The organism is Pararhizobium sp. IMCC3301 (genome assembly GCF_030758315.1).
Taxonomy (GTDB): domain Bacteria; phylum Pseudomonadota; class Alphaproteobacteria; order Rhizobiales.
The window spans coordinates 2,118,736-2,136,629 of the sequence record NZ_CP132336.1 but is presented as its reverse complement, the minus strand read 5'-3'; the positions used below and the strand labels follow the sequence as shown (position 1 = coordinate 2,136,629).

Here is a 17,894-nt window from a genome sequence, read left to right as displayed (position 1 = left end):
ATTATTAAGTTAATCAAACAACCACGTTCACAATGCGTCCAGGCACGACAATCAGCTTCTTCGGAGCCCTGCCATCCAGTGCTTTCAGCACGGCCGGGATGGTCAGAACTGCCTCTTCCACTGCCTGTTTTGAGGCTTCTTTCGGCACCGTGATTTCGGCGCGCCGCTTGCCGTTGATCTGCACTGGCAGAATGACAGTGTCCTGCGAAAGCAGCGCCTCATTCACCTTAGGCCAGGGACGGCTTGCAATCAAATCGGAATGTCCCAGATGCTGCCAGCATTCCTCGGCCAGATGCGGCATCATTGGGGCCAAAGCATGGAGCATCATTTCAAAAGCGCCGCGGATGGCACCATTTGTGCTGTCCTGAGCATCGGCCTTGCTGAGCTGAGCTGAAATCGCATTTGCCAATTCATAAATCTGAGCGACGGCACGATTGAAACGCAGGCCATCAATGTCCGCTTCCACAGCATGCAGCGCCTTATGCGCAGCTGCGGTCAATGCGTGATCCTGGGGGGAGCCTGCCGCCGAATCGAGCGCCGCAACTTCCTGAACCAGGCGCCAGACGCGCTGAACAAAACGATGCGCGCCTTCAACCCCGGCGTCAGTCCAGATGACATCGCGTTCCGGCGGCGAATCAGACAGCACGAACCAGCGCGCCGTATCCGCGCCATAGGTGCGAATAATATCGTCAGGATCGACGGTGTTGCGTTTGGATTTCGACATTTTCTCGATCTTGCCGATGGTCACTTCCTGACCTCCGTCAATCAGGAATGCCCTGCGCTCGGTGCCTTCGCCCTCAAACCGTAGTTCAGCGGGCGCAAACCAGGCGCGCTCCTGGCCGTCATGATAGGCTTCATGGACCACCATGCCTTGGGTAAACAGACCTTCAAATGGCTCTTCTATGGACATGTGTCCGCAGCGCGACATGGCGCGGGCGAAAAACCGCGAATACAGCAGATGCAGAATCGCATGTTCAACACCGCCAATATACTGATTGACCGGCAGCCAGGCATCGGCGGCCTGCGGATCGGTCGGCGTGGTGCTGCGCGGCGCGGTGAAGCGGGCGAAATACCAGGACGAATCGACGAACGTATCCATCGTATCGGTTTCGCGGACAGAATCCTGGCCGCAGGCCGGGCAGGCCACTTGTTTCCAACTGGCATGGCGATCAAGCGGGTTGCCAGGCGTTTCAAAATCAATCTCGTCCGGCAGTTCGACCGGCAACTGGTCTTCGGGAACCGGCTGTGGGCCACAGCTGGGGCAATGGATGATCGGTATCGGACAGCCCCAGTAGCGCTGCCGCGAAATGCCCCAGTCGCGCAGGCGATAATTGATCTGCCGCGTGCCCTGAGGTGCGCCGTCGAGCAGGGCCTGCTCAAGGTGCTCGGCGACCGCCTGCTTGGCCGCTTCAATGCTGAGACCGTCCAGAAATCCAGAATTGAAAATACTGCCGGGGCCGGTATAGGCCTCATTGTCAATCGTGAAGCCGGCGGCATCGGCATCCGATGGCAGGACAACAGGGGTCACCGGCAATTTATACTTGTTGGCAAAGTCGAGGTCACGCTGGTCATGGGCCGGACAGCCGAAAATCGCGCCGGTGCCGTAATCCATCAGCACGAAATTGGCGACATAGACCGGCAAAGTGCCTGCCTGAAGCGGATGCTTGACGCGCAGTCCAGTGTCAAAGCCGCGTTTTTCGGCGGTTTCCACAGCAACGACGCTGGTGCCCTGTTTGCGGCATTCGGCAACAAAAGCCGCCAGTTCCGCATTGTCTTTGGCCAGATCCTCCGTCAGCGGATGGTCCGGTGACAGCGCCATGAAGCTGGCTCCGAACAAGGTATCCTGCCGTGTGGTGAAGATTTCCAGCGGCTCCCTGCCGGCGCCGTCAAACGCAAACCGGACGGACATGCCTTCCGACCGGCCGATCCAGTTTTTCTGCATCAGGCGGACCTTGTCGGGCCAGCGCGTAAGTCCGTCCAGCGCTGTCAGCAGATCTTCGGAATAGTCCGAAATCCTGAAAAACCACTGGGTGAGTTCGCGCTGTTCGACATCCGCGCCGGAACGCCAGCCTTTTCCGTCGATGACCTGTTCATTGGCCAGCACGGTGCGGTCGACCGGGTCCCAGTTGACCTTGGATTTCTTGCGGTAAGCAATGCCCGCCTGAAGAAAATCCAGAAACAGTTTCTGCTGCTGGTGATAATAGGCGACATCGCAGGTGGCGAATTCGCGTTGCCAATCGAGCGACAGACCCATGGATTTAAGCTGGCTGCGCATGGCGGCAATATTGGCATAGGTCCAGGCCTTGGGATGGACCTTGTTCTTCATCGCGGCATTTTCAGCCGGCATGCCAAACGCGTCCCACCCCATCGGGTGCAGCACGTTGAAACCTTTTGCCCGTTTGAACCGGGCCACCACGTCACCCATGGCATAATTGCGCACATGGCCGACATGAATGCGGCCCGAGGGGTAGGGAAACATTTCAAGCACATAATATTTTTCGCGCGGGTCGTCAGTCTGCGTCGTGAACAGCTCCTGGCCGGTCCAGACTTTCTGCCAGTGGGGCTCAACGATCTGCGGGTTATAACGTTCTGTCTGCACTTTTGCGGAGGCCATATTTCGCGCTCAAATTTCCGGAAGTTGCTTTCAAATCTCGGCGAGACAAACACCAGAAATGACAGCGGCGGTCAACTGCAATAAAAGGCAGGGCAGTGGAATCATCAGCAACAGGACCAATTCATGGCGTGGGCTCCCTCACCAACTCCAGATCCGGACGAGACCATCGCCCGGCTTGCAAAAGTACGCGGCGAAATCGCCGAAGCGGCGCAGCGTTATGAACGCGACCCGGCAGCCATCCATCTGGTGGCGGTCAGCAAGACCTTTGCGGCCGAGGCGCTGGAGCCGCTGTTTCAGCAGGGTCAGCGGGTTTTCGGCGAAAACCGGGTGCAGGAAGCGCAGGGCAAATGGCCTGTATTGCGGGAGCTTTATCCCGATCTGGAGCTTCATCTGATCGGACCATTGCAATCCAACAAGGCGGAAGATGCCATCGCCCTGTTTGATGTCATTGAAACGGTTGACCGCATCAAAATTGCCAAGGTTCTGAAAAAGGCGGAGGACAAGCTTGGTGTGAAGCGGAGTTTCTTCGTTCAGGTCAACACCGGAGACGAGACGCAAAAGGCCGGGGTGACCCCGGCGGAGGCGGTGGCTTTCGTCAGGGCCTGCCGCGACGAAATCGGTCTGAATATTGCCGGGTTGATGTGCATTCCACCCGCCGATGAGGTGGCTGCACCGCATTTTGCGCTGCTGCGTCAACTGGCGGAGGAAGCCGGTGTGTCCGGGCTGTCGATGGGCATGAGCGGTGATTTTGATACGGCGATCATGCTTGGCGCGAGCCATGTGCGCGTCGGCAGCGCCATTTTGGGATCACGGGCGGCTGAACAGTCCCAGCCGCCCGAGTAAGACTGCGAAATCAGGCGATCGACTGGCCGGTTTTTTTCCAGTCTTCCAAAAACGCCGCAAGGCCCTTATCCGTCAGCGGATGTTTCACCAGTGCTTTCAGGGTTGCCGGCGGCGCCGTCACCACATCAGCACCGATCAGAGCAGCCTGTCTGACATGCTCGACGGTACGGATCGAAGCAGCCAGAATCTGGGTCTGGAAATCGTAATTGTCAAAGATGATGCGGATGTCAGCAATCAGATCCATGCCGTCAACGCTCATATCATCGAGCCGGCCGACAAAGGGCGAGACATAGGTCGCGCCGCACTTTGCCGCCAGAAGCGCCTGGTTGGCTGAAAAGCACAAAGTGACATTGGTCTTGTGACCATCGGATGTCAGCGCCTTGCAGGCTTTCAGCCCGTCCAGGGTGAGCGGCACCTTGATGCAGATATTGTCCGCAATCTTTGCCAGCACAGCTGCTTCCTTCATCATGTCGTCATACTCGGTGGCAGTGACTTCGGCGGACACCGGGCCTTCGACGATCTGACAGATTTCCTTGGTGACTTCCAGGATATCGCGCCCGGATTTCATGATCAGGGACGGGTTGGTCGTGACCCCATCGAGCAGACCGGTATCGTTCATCTCGGTGATTTCTTTGATATCTGCCGTATCAACAAAAAATTTCATGGCGGATCCTTCCGTATTTCTAGAGGCTGTATCTTGGTATGGCGTTCAATCGCATATTCTGAATTGCAGCGCTATGGAAGATTTGGCGTAGCTACTATTGTTTAGCAATCAACAGCGCAACTTTCATATTTCCTGTGAAATGTTCTGGCTCTACCGGCCCAAATTCTGGTTTTGCAACCTGTCCGGAATTTTGAAGAGAAAATGATCGGACAGCGCGTATTGCGCTCACCATCAAACGCCTGAACTCCCCTGTTCGGGGGATAGCCCGGCAGGCCCGTTCCATTCACTTTGCAACGATGGGTAGGCGTGTTTTTGGCTTGTCCGATCCAATGGGGAATTTGTCATGTCAGTAAGCGTACCCAAATGGCTCCGAGTAGCCGCATTAGTGAGCGGCGTAAGCCTGATTTCCCACGGCGCGTCCGGCCAGGGCATAGATGTATTTGCGGAACCTGGCCGGGCGGGCGGTATTTCAGCCGACGGGACGGTCTTCGTCGGATCGGACAGTACGTTGTCGTATGATCCTCATGGCTTTGTATGGACCGAGGCCACAGGTGTGCAGAATGTCGGCGGAGTGGCGAACACCCTCGGATTCCAGCTTGATGCGGTTGATGTCTCCGATGACGGGGCGGTCATCGTGGGTACGGCAACGCATGGCGTGCTGGGATCACCGAGTACCGGCAACAGAGCCTATCGCTGGACCCAGACAGGTGGATTTCAGGATCTGGGACATCTGGGGAACAATAATTCCATTGCCCATGGCGTCTCCGGGGACGGGAATGTCATCGTTGGCTGGGCTTTCGATACATCGGCGTCCCGGACTGCGGCATTCCGCTGGACTGACGGTGCGGGAATGCAAAGTCTGGCGCGTATGGATGATCGCGAAACAACTGCGACCGCCTGGGGCGCATCTTTTGACGGGTCGGTCGTTGTCGGAACGTCTTCATATCTAGATTCCTTCACGAAAACGCGTGCCTTTGTCTGGCACCAGGATACCAACACCACAAGCCCACTGCCTTATCTGGCCGGCGAAGAGTATTCGGCGGCTTATGACGTGTCGAATGACGGGACGGTGATTGTCGGTACAGCCTCAGACGGTGCCAGCGGACAAACAGGTGTTTTGTGGCGTGGTGGTGAAGTTATCAAACTTGGCAGCTACAATAATGAAGAGCGGCGCTCAGTTGCCTATGGTGTCTCCGGCAATGGTCTGGTTGTGGTTGGCAGCGCAGACAGCCCTGGTGTTCCGGCCGGGTTCCGCTGGACTGAAGCCACTGGAATGCAGACCATTGAGCAATGGCTTCGCGACAGCGGGGCCACCAGCGTCCTCGACGGAACCACTTACAATGCGCGGGCGGCGAATGAGGATGGCAGCGTCATCATTGGTGAAACCTTTCCCTGGTCGGGCAAGGAGTATCTTTTCATTGCACGGGGAACCGGTGAAACTGCCAGCGGGTCAGGTGGCGGCGGAGGTACAGGTGGCGGAGATACGGGCGGCGGAGGTACAGGCGGTGGAGATACGGGCGGTGGAGATACGGGCGGTGGCGGCGGCGGTGGCAGTGGCGGCGGTACTGGCCTGATCATGCTGAATGATTTGCGAAACAGTCTGGCCAATGCCGCTTCGGCCAACAATTCTGTAGTCGGCGGACTGGGGCTGCTGCTCAACGGAGCAGGCAGCCGTCCGCTTGACCGGCGTACGCCGGTGGGGAAATCGATCGTCTGGCTTGGAGGTGATCTGGGACGGACGGACCGCGGCAGAACGGATAGTAATGTGGCGCTTGGCGAAATTGGATACGGCCATAATTTCGGTGTGTTCCAGCTCAACGGGGCGCTGGGTATTACCGGTACGACAGAAGATACGCTGCTGGGCGGAAAAACCGAGGTTCTGAGCACCTATGCCAAATTTGAAGCGCTGCATAAGCTTCATTCGACGGAAAATGGTGGCCTGTGGGCACTGATCGGCGGTACAGGACTTCTGGGTAAGGCGGATATTTCACGAAATTATCTGATCAATGGCGGGCTGGTTGACAGCTCCGATGGCCGCACGGATGTCTATGGGTTCGGTCTCCGGGCGCGCCTGCAGTGGGAAAATCTGCTGCCATACACCTCGCCCTATGCGGAATTATCCCATGTATCGGCATGTCTGGATGGATATACTGAAACAGGCGGAGCGTTTCCGGCGCGGTTCGACAGACGGTGTGAGCGGTCCAATGAATTGCGGGTCGGCGTGGATGGCAAGGTTCCTGTCAGCGAGACAATCAGTTTGACCGGCACTGTTGAAGCTGTGCACCGGCTGGAGGATGAGGGCAGCGCCGTTTCCGGGCAGGTGATCGGTCTTGGAAGCTTTGATTTTGCGTCCGGGTCGCGCAAGCAGAACTGGCTGCGGGCGGGACTTGGCGTTGAAGCGCAGTTCGGGGAAACGACCTTTTCCATTACGGGAAATGTAACGAGCGAAGGCGGCGCGCCGCAGCATTGGATCGCGTCCAAACTGAGTTTGCAATTCTAGACCGCTTCACACTGGCTTGGAAACAATCCAGGGCGGGTTCACGACTTCATTCAAATCCGTCTTGCAGGGCCGCCCGGTCTGGCTCTAAGACAATGATATGGATGCCAGCAAAACCCGCCTGAACAAGCAACCGGATTTTCCGGACAATATCAGCAATACGATTGTCGATGTGCTGGTTCCTGTCGCGATTGACCGGCCTTACAGCTATCTGGTTCCTGATGGCATGGTTCTGCAGCCAGGTGCGCTTGTCGTGGTGCCGCTGGGGCCGCGCGAGGTGACCGGCGTTGTCTGGCCGTCCCAGCGTAACGACGCGGATGTGCCTTCGGCAAAACTGAAACCGGTTCTGGCGCAACATGATGTGCCGCCGCTGCGCGATGATCTGCTGGATTTTATCGCCTGGCTGGCAGGTTACACATTGGCGCCGCTGGGTATGGTGCTGCGCATGGTGCTGCGAGCGCCTGCCGCCCTGGAGCCGGCAAAGCCGCTGCCCGGCTTTCGGCTGGGCCTGGTTGTGCCTGAGCGGCTGACACCGGCACGCAGACGTGTGCTGGACCAGTTGCAGGAAGGCTTTGCCTGGACCAAACGCGGCCTTGCCGAAGCGGCGGGCGTTGGCACCAGCGTCATAGACGGTCTTGAGAAGCTGGGTGCGGTGGATAAAGTGATGCTGCCGCCGCAGCATGCGTTGCTGCCGCCGGATACATCCTACGGTGTTCCGCAATTGAGCGACGCGCAGCAAGGCGCGGCGGACGTACTGGTGGCGGCAGTCGATGCGGGTGGATTTCAACCGATTCTGCTGGAAGGCATTACCGGATCGGGCAAGACGGAAGTCTATTTTGAAGCAGTTGCCAGAGCGCTTGATCTTGGCAAACAGGTGCTGCTGCTGCTGCCGGAAATCTCTCTGACCAGCGGGTTTCTCGACCGGTTTACCGACCGCTTCGGCACGCGCCCGGCTGAATGGCATTCAGATGTGCCGCCCAAACGCCGGGCGCAGGTCTGGCGCGGGGTGGCCGATGGATCGGTGCGGGCCGTCGCCGGCGCGCGGTCCGGGCTGTTTCTGCCATTTCGTGAATTGGGCCTGGCGATTGTCGATGAAGAACATGAACCAGCTTACAAGCAGGAAGAGGGTGCCATCTATCATGCCCGCGACATGGCGGTGGTGCGGGCGCACAGGGCCGGTTTTCCGGTCATTCTGTCTTCGGCGACACCTTCTGTGGAGAGCCTCAACAACGCCCGCACCGGGCGCTACAAACATGTGGAACTGAGCGAGCGTTACGCCGAGGCGGAACTGCCCGCGCTTGCCACCATCGACATGCGCATTGACGGGCCGGAGCGCGGCCACTGGCTGGCCCCGAAGCTGATTGCGGCCCTGGGTGACACACTGGCTGCCGGCCAGCAAAGCCTGCTGTTTTTGAACCGGCGCGGCTATGCGCCTCTGACTCTGTGCCGGAAATGCGGCCACCGCTTTCAATGCGAGAATTGCTCTGCTTGGCTGGTTGAACACCGGTTTCGCGGCACCCTTGCGTGCCACCATTGCGGCCACACCCAGAAGAAGCCGGAGGCCTGCCCGGAATGCCACAGTACGGACAGTCTGGTGCCTTGCGGTCCGGGGGTGGAACGCATTGCCGAAGAAGTCGAACTGCTGTTTCCGCAGGCCCGGACCCTGATGTTGTCATCGGATTTGCAGGGCGGCGTGCGCCGGATGCGGCTGGAACTGGAAGCGGTCACCAGGGGCGATGTGGATATTGTCGTCGGCACCCAGCTTGTTGCCAAAGGCCATCATTTCCCGCTGATGCGGCTGGTCGGGGTTCTCGATGCGGATCTGGCCCTTGGCCAAGGTGACCCGCGGGCGGCCGAGCGCTGCTTTCAGTTGCTGGCGCAGGTGACGGGAAGGGCTGGGCGGGCCGGTGGCAGCAGCGTCGGGCTGATTCAATCCTACCAGCCGGACCATCCGGTGATCGATGCGCTGGTCAAGGGCGAACCGCATTTGTTTTATGAGCGCGAACTGGCTGAACGCAAGGCAGGCGGGCTGCCGCCTTTCGGCAGGCTGGCAGCACTGATCGTTTCCGGTGAAGACAAGGCAGCGACAGCGTCTCACGCGGCGGCGCTGTCCCGGGCGGCACCACGCACTGAGGGTGTGCGGGTGCTGGGACCGGCTGAAGCACCGATGTCTCTGGTTCGCGGCCGGCACCGCTTCAGAATGCTGGCGCGGGCCTCGCGGGGTTTCGATTTATCGCGCTATGTGCGCGAATGGCTCGGCGCGGCTCCCAAGGCGCGCGGCAGCGTGCGCGTTTCAGTGGATATGGATCCGGTGAGTTTTTTCTAGTCTGGCCTGCCTGCAGCTTCGTAACAACAGCGACACAAAAAGGGTTTTCCCGATGTTTTATCTTGCCGGTCTGTCTGCCCTCATTACCGTTGGTTTCGGTCTCACCTGTCTTATAGCGCCGCGCTATTCCCTGAAACTGATCCATCTTCAAACCATAGCCAGCCGCCCGGAAGCGGTGGCAGAAGGGCGCGGAACTCTTGCGGGCTTTTATCTGGGGGTCGGTTTGCTGTGTCTGTTGGCCCCCTCTGCCGGAGCCTATTGGGCGCTGGCGCTGGGCTGGCTGTTCACCGGTTCCGGACGCGGGATTTCGATGGTGCTGGATAATGGCCGGACACGGTTCAATACCGGCTCCATCCTGTTCGAGTTTGGCCTCGGGGTGGCAGCACTGCCCGCGGCTTTGGTATTGTCGTAACCCGCTGAAACTGAATTTTCATCACGAATCCAGCGGCGAGACCGCCGAAAGACACCCACAGCCATATTGCACCGCGCTGAACCATATGATAGGTCAAGCGCGATTTCACCGGCTACGTTTTTGTGAAGATATCTCCGCCTTTTGCCAAGGCGTTGAAAAAACACAGGATTACTTGTCGGAAACCCGTTGCGGCGGGCGGTGAAAAAGATTCTTGATCCTGAGGAGACGGGGCAAAGGTGACCGAGACTGTTTCTCAAGAAAAATCTGCTGCGCGGACAGATACAGTGTTGTCCGGCGTCGCGACGCGTTATGCAACTGCGCTGTTTGATCTTGGTCTGGAGGAAAATTCGCTTGACCGGATTGAGTCCGATCTGAAATCTTTTTCGGACCTGATAGCGGACAGCAAAGACCTGCAACGTCTGGTGAAAAGCCCGGTTTTTTCCGCAGATGAACAACTGGCCGTCCTCAGCAAGATCTTTGAAAAAGCCGGTTTTTCCGGGTCCGCTGCTAATCTCATCAAGGTTGCCGCGAAGAACCGAAGACTGTTTGCTGTTCCCGGAATGATTACCGCTTTCCACCGGCTTGCCGCCAAACATCGCGGCGAAGTGTCCGCCGATGTGGTTGCGGCGCAGAAACTGGACAAAACACAACTTGACGATCTGAAAAAGGCTCTGAAAAAGAGTCTTGGCAAGGACGTCGCTCTCAATGTGCGTGTGGACCCGTCGATTTTGGGAGGGTTGACCGTCAAGGTTGGCTCCAAAATGATCGACACATCTTTGCGCACCAAACTCAACTCCCTTAAAATTGCATTGAAAGAGGTTGGCTGATGGACATTCGGGCCGCGGAAATATCCGCAATCCTCAAGGAGCAGATCAAAAATTTCGGCGCTGAGGCTGAAGTTTCTGAGGTCGGCCAGGTTCTGTCTGTGGGTGATGGTATCGCTCGCGTCTATGGTCTGGACAATGTTCAGGCCGGTGAAATGGTGGAATTTCCCGGTAATATCCGCGGTATGGCGCTGAACCTTGAAACCGATAATGTCGGTGTCGTGATTTTCGGATCCGACCGTGACATTAAAGAAGGCGACACGGTCAAACGGACCGGCGCAATTGTGGACGTGCCGGTTGGCAAGGGCCTGCTGGGCCGCGTGGTCGATCCGCTCGGCAATCCGCTCGACGGCAAGGGTCCGATTGAATCCGACGAACGCCGCCTGGTGGATGTCAAAGCGCCCGGTATTATTCCGCGCAAGTCGGTGCATGAGCCGATGTCGACCGGTCTGAAAGCCATCGATGCGATGATCCCCATTGGCCGTGGTCAGCGCGAATTGGTGATCGGTGACCGTCAGACCGGCAAAACCGCCATTCTGCTGGATACGATCCTTAATCAGAAATCCCTGCATGAAAGCGGTGATGAGAACGAAAAACTGTATTGCGTCTATGTCGCCATCGGCCAGAAACGCTCTACAGTTGCGCAATTTGTGAAAGTGCTGGAAGAGCGCGGCGCGCTTGAATATTCCATCATTGTCGCAGCAACCGCGTCTGATCCGGCACCTTTGCAGTTCCTGGCACCGTTTGCCGGATGTGCGATGGGCGAATATTTCCGCGATAATGGCATGCACGCGCTGATCTGTTATGATGATCTGTCGAAGCAGGCGGTTGCCTATCGTCAGATGTCGCTGCTGTTGCGCCGTCCGCCGGGCCGTGAAGCCTATCCTGGTGACGTGTTCTATCTGCATTCCCGCCTGCTGGAACGTGCGGCGAAGCTGAATGAAGACAATGGCTCCGGTTCGCTGACCGCATTGCCGGTTATTGAAACCCAGGCAAATGACGTGTCGGCCTATATTCCGACCAATGTGATCTCCATCACCGATGGCCAGATCTTCCTGGAAACCGATCTGTTCTATCAGGGTATCCGGCCGGCGGTGAATGTCGGTCTGTCCGTCTCCCGTGTCGGATCTGCTGCCCAGATCAAGGCCATGAAACAGGTTGCCGGCACAATTAAGGGGGAGTTGGCGCAATATCGTGAAATGGCGGCCTTCGCCCAGTTTGGTTCCGATCTTGATGCCTCGACACAGCGGCTTCTTAACCGTGGTGCGCGGCTTGTGGAGTTGCTGAAACAGCCACAGTTCTCGCCGCTGAAAACCGAAGAGCAGGTCGCAGTGATCTATGCCGGCGTGAACGGCTATCTCGACAAGCTGAAGGTTAGCGAAGTGCGGCCGTTTGAAGAGGGATTGCTGTCCCTTCTGCGCAATGAAAATGCTGAATTGCTGAAGGCGATCCGCACCGAAAAAGCGCTGACGGATGACATCAAGACCAAGCTGAAATCAACGATTGACGCTTACGCGAAAAATTTCGCGTAAGTCGGGTTGCGGGGCGAAGCCGTCTTTGATTGGAAGGGCGTTTTCAGGATAAATGCAAAATGCATGATTGATGGCAGTGCCGTCTCATCCAGGAAAAAGTAGACTACCATGCCAAGTTTGAAGGATCTAAAAAACAGGATCGCCTCCGTCAAGGCGACGCAGAAGATCACCAAAGCCATGCAGATGGTTGCGGCGGCGAAACTGCGCCGTGCCCAGAACGCGGCTGAATCTGCGCGCCCCTATGCTGAGCGCATGGATGCGGTCCTGGCGAATATCAGCGCGGCCATGGAAGGCCGGGATGATGCGCCAATGCTGATGAGGGGCACCGGCGACGATCAAACCCATCTGCTGGTGGTCTGCACCGCAGAGCGCGGTCTGTGCGGCGGTTTCAATTCCTCGATTTCCCGGCTTGCCCGAAAACGCATCCGCGAGTTGAATGCCGCCGGCAAGACAGTCAAAATCCTCTGCGTCGGCAAGAAGGGCTATGATGCGCTGAAGCGCGAATTCGCCAGCCAGATCATCAAGGTCGTTGATCTGCGCGAATTCAAAAATATCGGTTATGAAAACGCGCAGACTATCGGCAAGATGATTATCGCGATGTATGAAGCCGGCGAATTCGATATCTGCAGCCTGTTCTTCTCACGTTTTCAGTCGGTGATGTCGCAGATACCGACAGAGCAGCAGATTATTCCGGCGAAGGCCCCTGAGGGCACGCAGGAAGGAACAAGCAGCGCTTCGGTTTACGAATATGAACCAAGCGAAGAAGAAATTCTCGGTGATTTGTTGCCCCGCAACCTGTCGGTCCAGGTGTTCCGTGCATTGCTAGAAAATGCCGCCTCTGAACAAGGTGCGCGCATGAGCGCGATGGACAGCGCAACCCGCAATGCAGGTGAAATGATCGACAAGCTGACGATGACCTATAACCGTCAGCGTCAGGCTCAGATTACCAAAGAATTGATTGAAATTATTTCGGGCGCAGAGGCGCTCTAGAACGCAAGGACAGGACAAAAGTCATGGCTGAAAAAAAAGGTGGAAAAATCACTCAGGTGATCGGCGCGGTGGTGGACGTTCAGTTCGATGGCCATTTGCCGGCGATTCTGAATGGTCTTGAAACCATGAATGGTAAAAATCGCATGGTTCTGGAAGTTGCCCAGCATCTGGGTGAGAACACAGTGCGGACGATTGCCATGAACACTACCGAAGGTCTGGTTCGCGGACAGTCAGTCTCCGATACGGGCAAGGCCATCTCTGTGCCTGTCGGTGTCGGTACACTCGGCCGCATCATGAATGTGATTGGCGAACCGGTGGATGAAGCCGGTCCCATAGAAGGCGAGGCGATGCGTGAAATTCACCAGGACGCACCGCCCTTCACTGAACAATCCACAGAAGCTGAAATTCTGGTCACCGGTATCAAGGTGGTGGATTTGCTTGCGCCTTATGCAAAGGGCGGCAAGATTGGCCTGTTTGGCGGGGCCGGCGTTGGTAAAACCGTTCTTATTCAGGAACTGATCAACAATGTGGCGAAAGCCCACGGTGGTTACTCGGTGTTTGCCGGTGTCGGCGAGCGCACCCGCGAAGGCAATGATCTGTATCATGAGATGATTGAATCCGGCGTGAACCAGCCTGGCGGCGGCGAAGGCTCCAAATGTGCGCTGGTGTTCGGCCAGATGAATGAGCCTCCCGGAGCGCGCGCCCGTGTCGCGCTGAGCGGTCTGACCATCGCTGAGCATTTCCGTGATCAGGGTCAGGACGTTCTGTTCTTCGTCGACAATATTTTCCGCTTTACCCAGGCCGGTTCTGAAGTGTCCGCCCTGCTGGGCCGTATCCCGTCCGCTGTTGGCTATCAGCCAACGCTTGCGACCGATATGGGTATGATGCAGGAACGTATTACGACAACGACAAAGGGCTCCGTCACCTCGGTGCAGGCGATTTATGTGCCTGCGGATGATCTGACTGATCCGGCACCTGCCACATCATTTGCCCACCTTGATGCGACAACGGTTCTGAACCGTGCGATTTCGGAAAAAGGCATCTATCCGGCTGTCGATCCGCTTGATTCCACATCCCGTATGCTCGACCCGATCATCGTTGGCCAGGAGCATTATGATACAGCGCGCCGGGTTCAGGAAATTCTGCAACGCTACAAGGCCCTGCAGGACATTATCGCTATTCTGGGCATGGACGAATTGTCGGAAGAGGACAAGATTGCCGTGACCCGCGCCCGCAAGATCGAGCGCTTCCTGTCTCAGCCGTTTTTCGTTGCTGAAGTGTTTACCGGCTCTCCCGGGAAACTGGTTTCGCTGGAAGATACAATCCGGTCCTTCAAGGGGCTTGTTGAAGGCGATTATGACCATCTGCCGGAAGCTGCCTTCTACATGTGCGGGTCGATTGATGATGCACTGGAAAAAGCCAAGAAAATGGCGACGGAAGCCGCGTAAGCTGCAGGTCCTGGTAATCAAGAAGAGGCAGTGTGATGGCCGAAACCTTTCCGTTTGAACTGGTGTCCCCGGAGCGCCTGATCCTGTCAGAAGATGTGATCCAGGTGCTGATTCCGGCTTCCGAAGGCCAGATGACGGTGATGAAAAATCACGCGCCGGCCATGACAACGGTGAAACCGGGTCTGGTTGTGGTCAAGCGTGCCGATGGCAGCGAAGAAACCATTTTTGTTGAAGGCGGGTTTGCTGACATCAATGATAACGGCCTGAGCCTGCTAGCGGAAATTGCCATGCTGACCAGTGAGCTGGACAGCGAAACGCTGGCTGCGCGCCTGAAACATGCTCAGGATGCTGTCAATGAAGCTGAAGGCGATGCAAAAGATGTGGCGGGCCTGCACCTGTCCGATCTGGAGCATATCAAAAACTCGCTGGCGCTTTGATCGCAAACCGCAACAGCAAGCAATCCAGATATGAACAAGAGCGCGGCCTGCGTCTCAGCCTCTGGCATTACATGATGCGCCCCCGGGCCGAAGGGTCGCTTTCGATTTCTGCTTTGGTCGGGGCGGTCAAAATTGGCTATCCGACCGCTCTTGGAGCCATCGCCTCCGTGACGCTGTCGGCGGCTATCCAAGTGCAGTTCGAGGCAAATCGTTGTGGATCGCCGTTGCCGCCACGGCGGCTTGGCCCATCGCATAGGCGATCTGATCAAGCCCGTCCGTAACGTCTCCGATAGCATAAACTCCATCGATGCTGGTTCGCTGCTTGGCGTCGGTGACGACGCAACCGTCCTCACACAGGCGTGCACCGAGCCTGGACACCAGGTCTGAACGCGCGGTCGTGCCCAAGGCGACGTAGAGTGTGTCAAAATTCCGTGTCACGCCATTTTCAAGCGTTGCGATGACGTGCGAATCCGATAGCGACAGGTATTTCATAGGTGATTCCAGAACGCCGATACCGTCCTTTGCAATCGCCAGAGAGCCGTCGTTCGGAATCAGCGTAACCGTTGTTGAATAGTCGCGGATGAAGCGCGCTTCAGCAAAGCCGTGCGCACCACTGCCGAGGACGGCGATGCGCTTGCCGCGGATTTCAAAGGCGTCGCAGACCGGGCAGTAACGGATCAACCCGTTGCCCAGACCCTGATCGTGGTTGCTGATAGACAGGGGCGGCCGATGATTGACGACACCGGAGGCGAAGATGACGTTGCGCGCGGTTTCGACACGGTGATCGGTTGTGATATGGAACAGGTCATCCTGCTTTTCGACCGCGCCGACTGTCCCGGTTTCGATTCTGGCACCATAGAGTTCCGCATGAGCGCGCATCCGGTCAAGAAGATCACGCCCGGATATGCCGTCTGGGAATGGCGCCAGATTGTGCGTTTTCGGAATCATCCGGGCCCGCCCTTCCTGAGCGTCATAAACCGTAACGCTCCGCAGGAACCTGGCAAGATAAAGCGCAGCGGTCAGTCCCGCAGGGCCGCCACCCACGATGATGCAGTCTTTCATGTCCGGTTTTCCATTCAGGCAGGCTCCCTATACAGGCCAATTCTGACCAAGCCATCGCGTCTATGCAGATCTCCTGAAAATCAGCAGGCAGAGATTCTCGGCAGAACCTGGAGGCATTTTTCGGCTCTTGGTCGGCAACAGCGAAGGTGAAGTAGATCGGCACCATTTACTGCAAAGAGCCCGGACTGCGCCGGGCTTTCTGTTACTGGTTCAGTTTCAGATTGTCGGCAATGCCGCCGAAGATATCGGCAACCTGCTCGTAGACGCTGCGTTTGAACGGTACGATCAGGTCAGGGACCTGCTGCAGATCGACCCAGCGCCAATCGGAAAATTCGGCCTCGAAGGCTCCGCCACCCGGAGCCTGAACATTAATCTCGGACTCATCGCCGGTGAACAGGAAAGCAAACCATTTTTGCCGCTGGCCGCGATATTTCCGCCGCCAGTCCTTTTTGATGATCTGGGGCGTCAGTTCATAGGTGAACCAGTCCGGCGCTTCGGCCAGTAATTCAGTGCTGCGCACGCTGGTTTCCTCAAACAGTTCGCGGTGGGCGGCCGGAAGCGGATCTTCCCCCTTATCGATGCCGCCTTGCGGCATTTGCCAGGCAAAGCTCATGTCGTCCTGTTCGGGCAAAGTCTCTGGCATTCCCGCCCGGCGACCGACCCAGACCTTGCCTGATTTATTGAACAGGGCGATCCCGACATTGGCGCGATAGGGCAGCTGAGTGTCTGTGTTATCCATGGCGCTGGCCACAGGGCTTGTTTTGGCGGCTTTGATTATTCTGTTTCATAGACCCTGCCATTAAAATCCTCTTTGAGTTCCTGCATGATCTCGCCGGGCGAAGGCAGACTGGCGGCGGCATGGAACCTCTCCGGGTCCCAGAGGCCGGCGCGTTTCAGTGCCTTGGCGCATTGAAAATAGATTTCCTGAATGGTGATGATAATGACCGAGCGGGGCGCTTTGCCCCCGACGCTGTGAGCTGTGAGGAGGTCAGGATCTATGCTGATAACAGCCGTTCCGTTGACGCGCAGGGTGGTGTTGGTCCCCGGTATCAGTAACAGCAACGCTATTTGTGGATTCAGCACGATGTTGCGCAGAGAATCCAGTCTGTTATTGCCTGGGCGATCCGGGATCAACAGCGTTTTCCGATCCCGAACGAAGACGGCCTGACCGGCGTCGCCGCGCGGAGAGCAATCCAGCCCTTGTGGTCCGATAGTTGCCAAGGCGACGAAGGGAGCGGCTTCAATCAAGCGCTGATACTGATGGGTGATGTGGTCACGGACCTTGATCAATGCGGCTTCCGGGATGCTGCCATAAAGAGCTTCAAGTTGAGATATCTCGGTTACCAGGGTCATGACGGGGCGGGTTCCGGCTTTAGATGTTGTCGTGGTTCACTGTAAACATGGAACGATCTAACCTGCCACCGTGCATTCGGCAATACAATCGAAGTTGACGCAAGATCCTGCGACACAGCCAGGATCTTGCGAACCAGCATTGCCGGTATCAGATCCCGGGTATGGACAGATTGATCGCCGTGCTGAGTGGAATCAGGGTAATTCCGCGCTGTTGGGTCAGGCGCGCCCATTCGGCCAGAGTTTCCACGGTCGCTGAACGCAGTTCGGCATATCCCACAGCCAGACCATTCCGGCTGGAGAGTTCCTCCAGCTGGATCAGATGTTGTTCAATCGATGCCCGTGTTGGTTCCTTGTCCAGCACTACATCCACTCTCAGAAAAGGCATATGGCCGAATTTATCGGTCGAAACCTCCGCCGCTGAGTCTTTTGCCACACTGCGCACGGAAGTAGCCGGGTCGACAAAGGCCAGACCGCGCCTGTTCAGCTCGGTCATCAGAGCCGTCAATGCCGGTTTATCTGCGGTAAAACGGGCGCCCATCGATGGAATGACCCCGATATAATTCGTCCACCGGGACAGAATCCACTCCAGTTTCGACTGGTTCTCGATCACGCTTGCATCAACCAGAAGCGTGTGCGGGCCAGGATCATTGTCGGGAAAATTGAACGGCTCCATGGGGGCCTCAATCAACAATTCAAAGCCGTTTTCGCGCGCCTGTTTTTTCCATTTTTCACGCTTGCCGGAGTAGCTGGAAAACGCCAGTGCTGTCGTCGGTGGCAGGGCAATGATAGCTTCCTCAGTGGCGCGCTCGGATAATCCGACTCCGCCGATGATCAGAGCGATCTTCGGTCCATCAGGAATGAATTTTGCCGGGCGAGCATAAGCGGAAAAGGC

General features: G+C 57.1%; 15 protein-coding genes. 9 read left to right on the top strand and 6 right to left on the bottom strand.

Features of this window, described 5'->3' with window-relative positions:
• Nucleotides 1-13 precede the first annotated feature (13 nt).
• Nucleotides 14-2,599 carry a leucine--tRNA ligase gene (gene leuS, locus RAL88_RS10320; protein ID WP_306269641.1) on the bottom strand — a complete coding sequence of 862 codons (2,586 nt, stop codon included), beginning with the start codon at nt 2,597-2,599 and terminating at the stop codon, nt 14-16.
• A gap of 138 nt (nt 2,600-2,737) precedes the next feature.
• Between leuS and RAL88_RS10315 the strand changes: the two genes are divergently transcribed.
• On the top strand, nt 2,738-3,457 hold the full coding sequence (locus RAL88_RS10315) for a YggS family pyridoxal phosphate-dependent enzyme (RefSeq protein WP_306269313.1): 720 nt from the start codon (nt 2,738-2,740) through the stop codon (nt 3,455-3,457).
• A 10-nt stretch (nt 3,458-3,467) separates the two neighbouring features.
• Here RAL88_RS10315 and fsa read toward each other — a convergent pair whose 3' ends face one another.
• Complete coding sequence (gene fsa / locus RAL88_RS10310) at nt 3,468-4,121, bottom strand: fructose-6-phosphate aldolase (protein ID WP_306269311.1); 654 nt, start codon at nt 4,119-4,121, stop codon at nt 3,468-3,470.
• A gap of 343 nt (nt 4,122-4,464) precedes the next feature.
• Here fsa and RAL88_RS10305 point away from each other — a divergent pair, with 343 nt between their 5' ends.
• The 8 genes from RAL88_RS10305 (at nt 4,465) to RAL88_RS10270 (ending at nt 14,587) form a co-directional block, all read left to right on the top strand.
• On the top strand, nt 4,465-6,621 hold the full coding sequence (locus RAL88_RS10305) for an autotransporter domain-containing protein (RefSeq protein WP_306269309.1): 2,157 nt from the start codon (nt 4,465-4,467) through the stop codon (nt 6,619-6,621).
• A 97-nt stretch (nt 6,622-6,718) separates the two neighbouring features.
• Nucleotides 6,719-8,944: a primosomal protein N' gene (locus RAL88_RS10300; protein WP_306269307.1), complete on the top strand. Its 2,226-nt coding sequence runs from the start codon at nt 6,719-6,721 to the stop codon at nt 8,942-8,944.
• A 52-nt stretch (nt 8,945-8,996) separates the two neighbouring features.
• A complete protein-coding gene (locus tag RAL88_RS10295; RefSeq protein WP_306269305.1) occupies nt 8,997-9,356 on the top strand; it encodes a DUF4345 family protein in 360 nt (119 codons plus the stop codon).
• Nucleotides 9,357-9,592: 236 nt separating this feature from the next.
• Nucleotides 9,593-10,183, top strand: coding sequence for a F0F1 ATP synthase subunit delta (locus RAL88_RS10290; protein WP_306269303.1), 591 nt, complete (start codon nt 9,593-9,595; stop codon nt 10,181-10,183).
• Nucleotides 10,183-11,712, top strand: coding sequence for a F0F1 ATP synthase subunit alpha (atpA, locus tag RAL88_RS10285; RefSeq protein ID WP_306269301.1), 1,530 nt, complete (start codon nt 10,183-10,185; stop codon nt 11,710-11,712). Before RAL88_RS10290 ends, atpA begins: the two co-directional genes overlap by 1 nt.
• A 108-nt stretch (nt 11,713-11,820) precedes the next feature.
• A complete protein-coding gene (locus tag RAL88_RS10280) occupies nt 11,821-12,702 on the top strand; it encodes a F0F1 ATP synthase subunit gamma (protein WP_306269299.1) in 882 nt (293 codons plus the stop codon).
• Nucleotides 12,703-12,725: 23 nt separating this feature from the next.
• The gene (gene atpD, locus RAL88_RS10275; protein ID WP_306269297.1) at nt 12,726-14,150 is read left to right on the top strand and encodes a F0F1 ATP synthase subunit beta; all 1,425 of its coding nucleotides are present in this window, start codon (nt 12,726-12,728) and stop codon (nt 14,148-14,150) included.
• Nucleotides 14,151-14,185: 35 nt separating this feature from the next.
• A complete protein-coding gene (locus RAL88_RS10270) occupies nt 14,186-14,587 on the top strand; it encodes a F0F1 ATP synthase subunit epsilon (protein WP_306269295.1) in 402 nt (133 codons plus the stop codon).
• A gap of 183 nt (nt 14,588-14,770) precedes the next feature.
• Here RAL88_RS10270 and RAL88_RS10265 read toward each other — a convergent pair whose 3' ends face one another.
• From RAL88_RS10265 to RAL88_RS10250, 4 genes are all read right to left on the bottom strand, one after another.
• A complete protein-coding gene (locus RAL88_RS10265; protein WP_306269293.1) occupies nt 14,771-15,649 on the bottom strand; it encodes an NAD(P)/FAD-dependent oxidoreductase in 879 nt (292 codons plus the stop codon).
• A 202-nt stretch (nt 15,650-15,851) separates the two neighbouring features.
• Nucleotides 15,852-16,388, bottom strand: a complete 537-nt coding sequence (locus RAL88_RS10260) for an RNA pyrophosphohydrolase (RefSeq protein ID WP_306269291.1) — start codon at nt 16,386-16,388, stop codon at nt 15,852-15,854.
• Nucleotides 16,389-16,423: 35 nt separating this feature from the next.
• Nucleotides 16,424-17,002 (bottom strand): MSMEG_1061 family FMN-dependent PPOX-type flavoprotein, encoded by a 579-nt coding sequence (locus RAL88_RS10255; protein WP_306269289.1) that lies wholly within the window; start codon nt 17,000-17,002, stop codon nt 16,424-16,426.
• Between the two features lie 148 nt (nt 17,003-17,150).
• Entirely contained in the window at nt 17,151-17,831 is a 681-nt protein-coding gene (locus tag RAL88_RS10250) for a divergent polysaccharide deacetylase family protein (protein WP_306269639.1), read from the bottom strand.
• Nucleotides 17,832-17,894 lie beyond the last annotated feature (63 nt).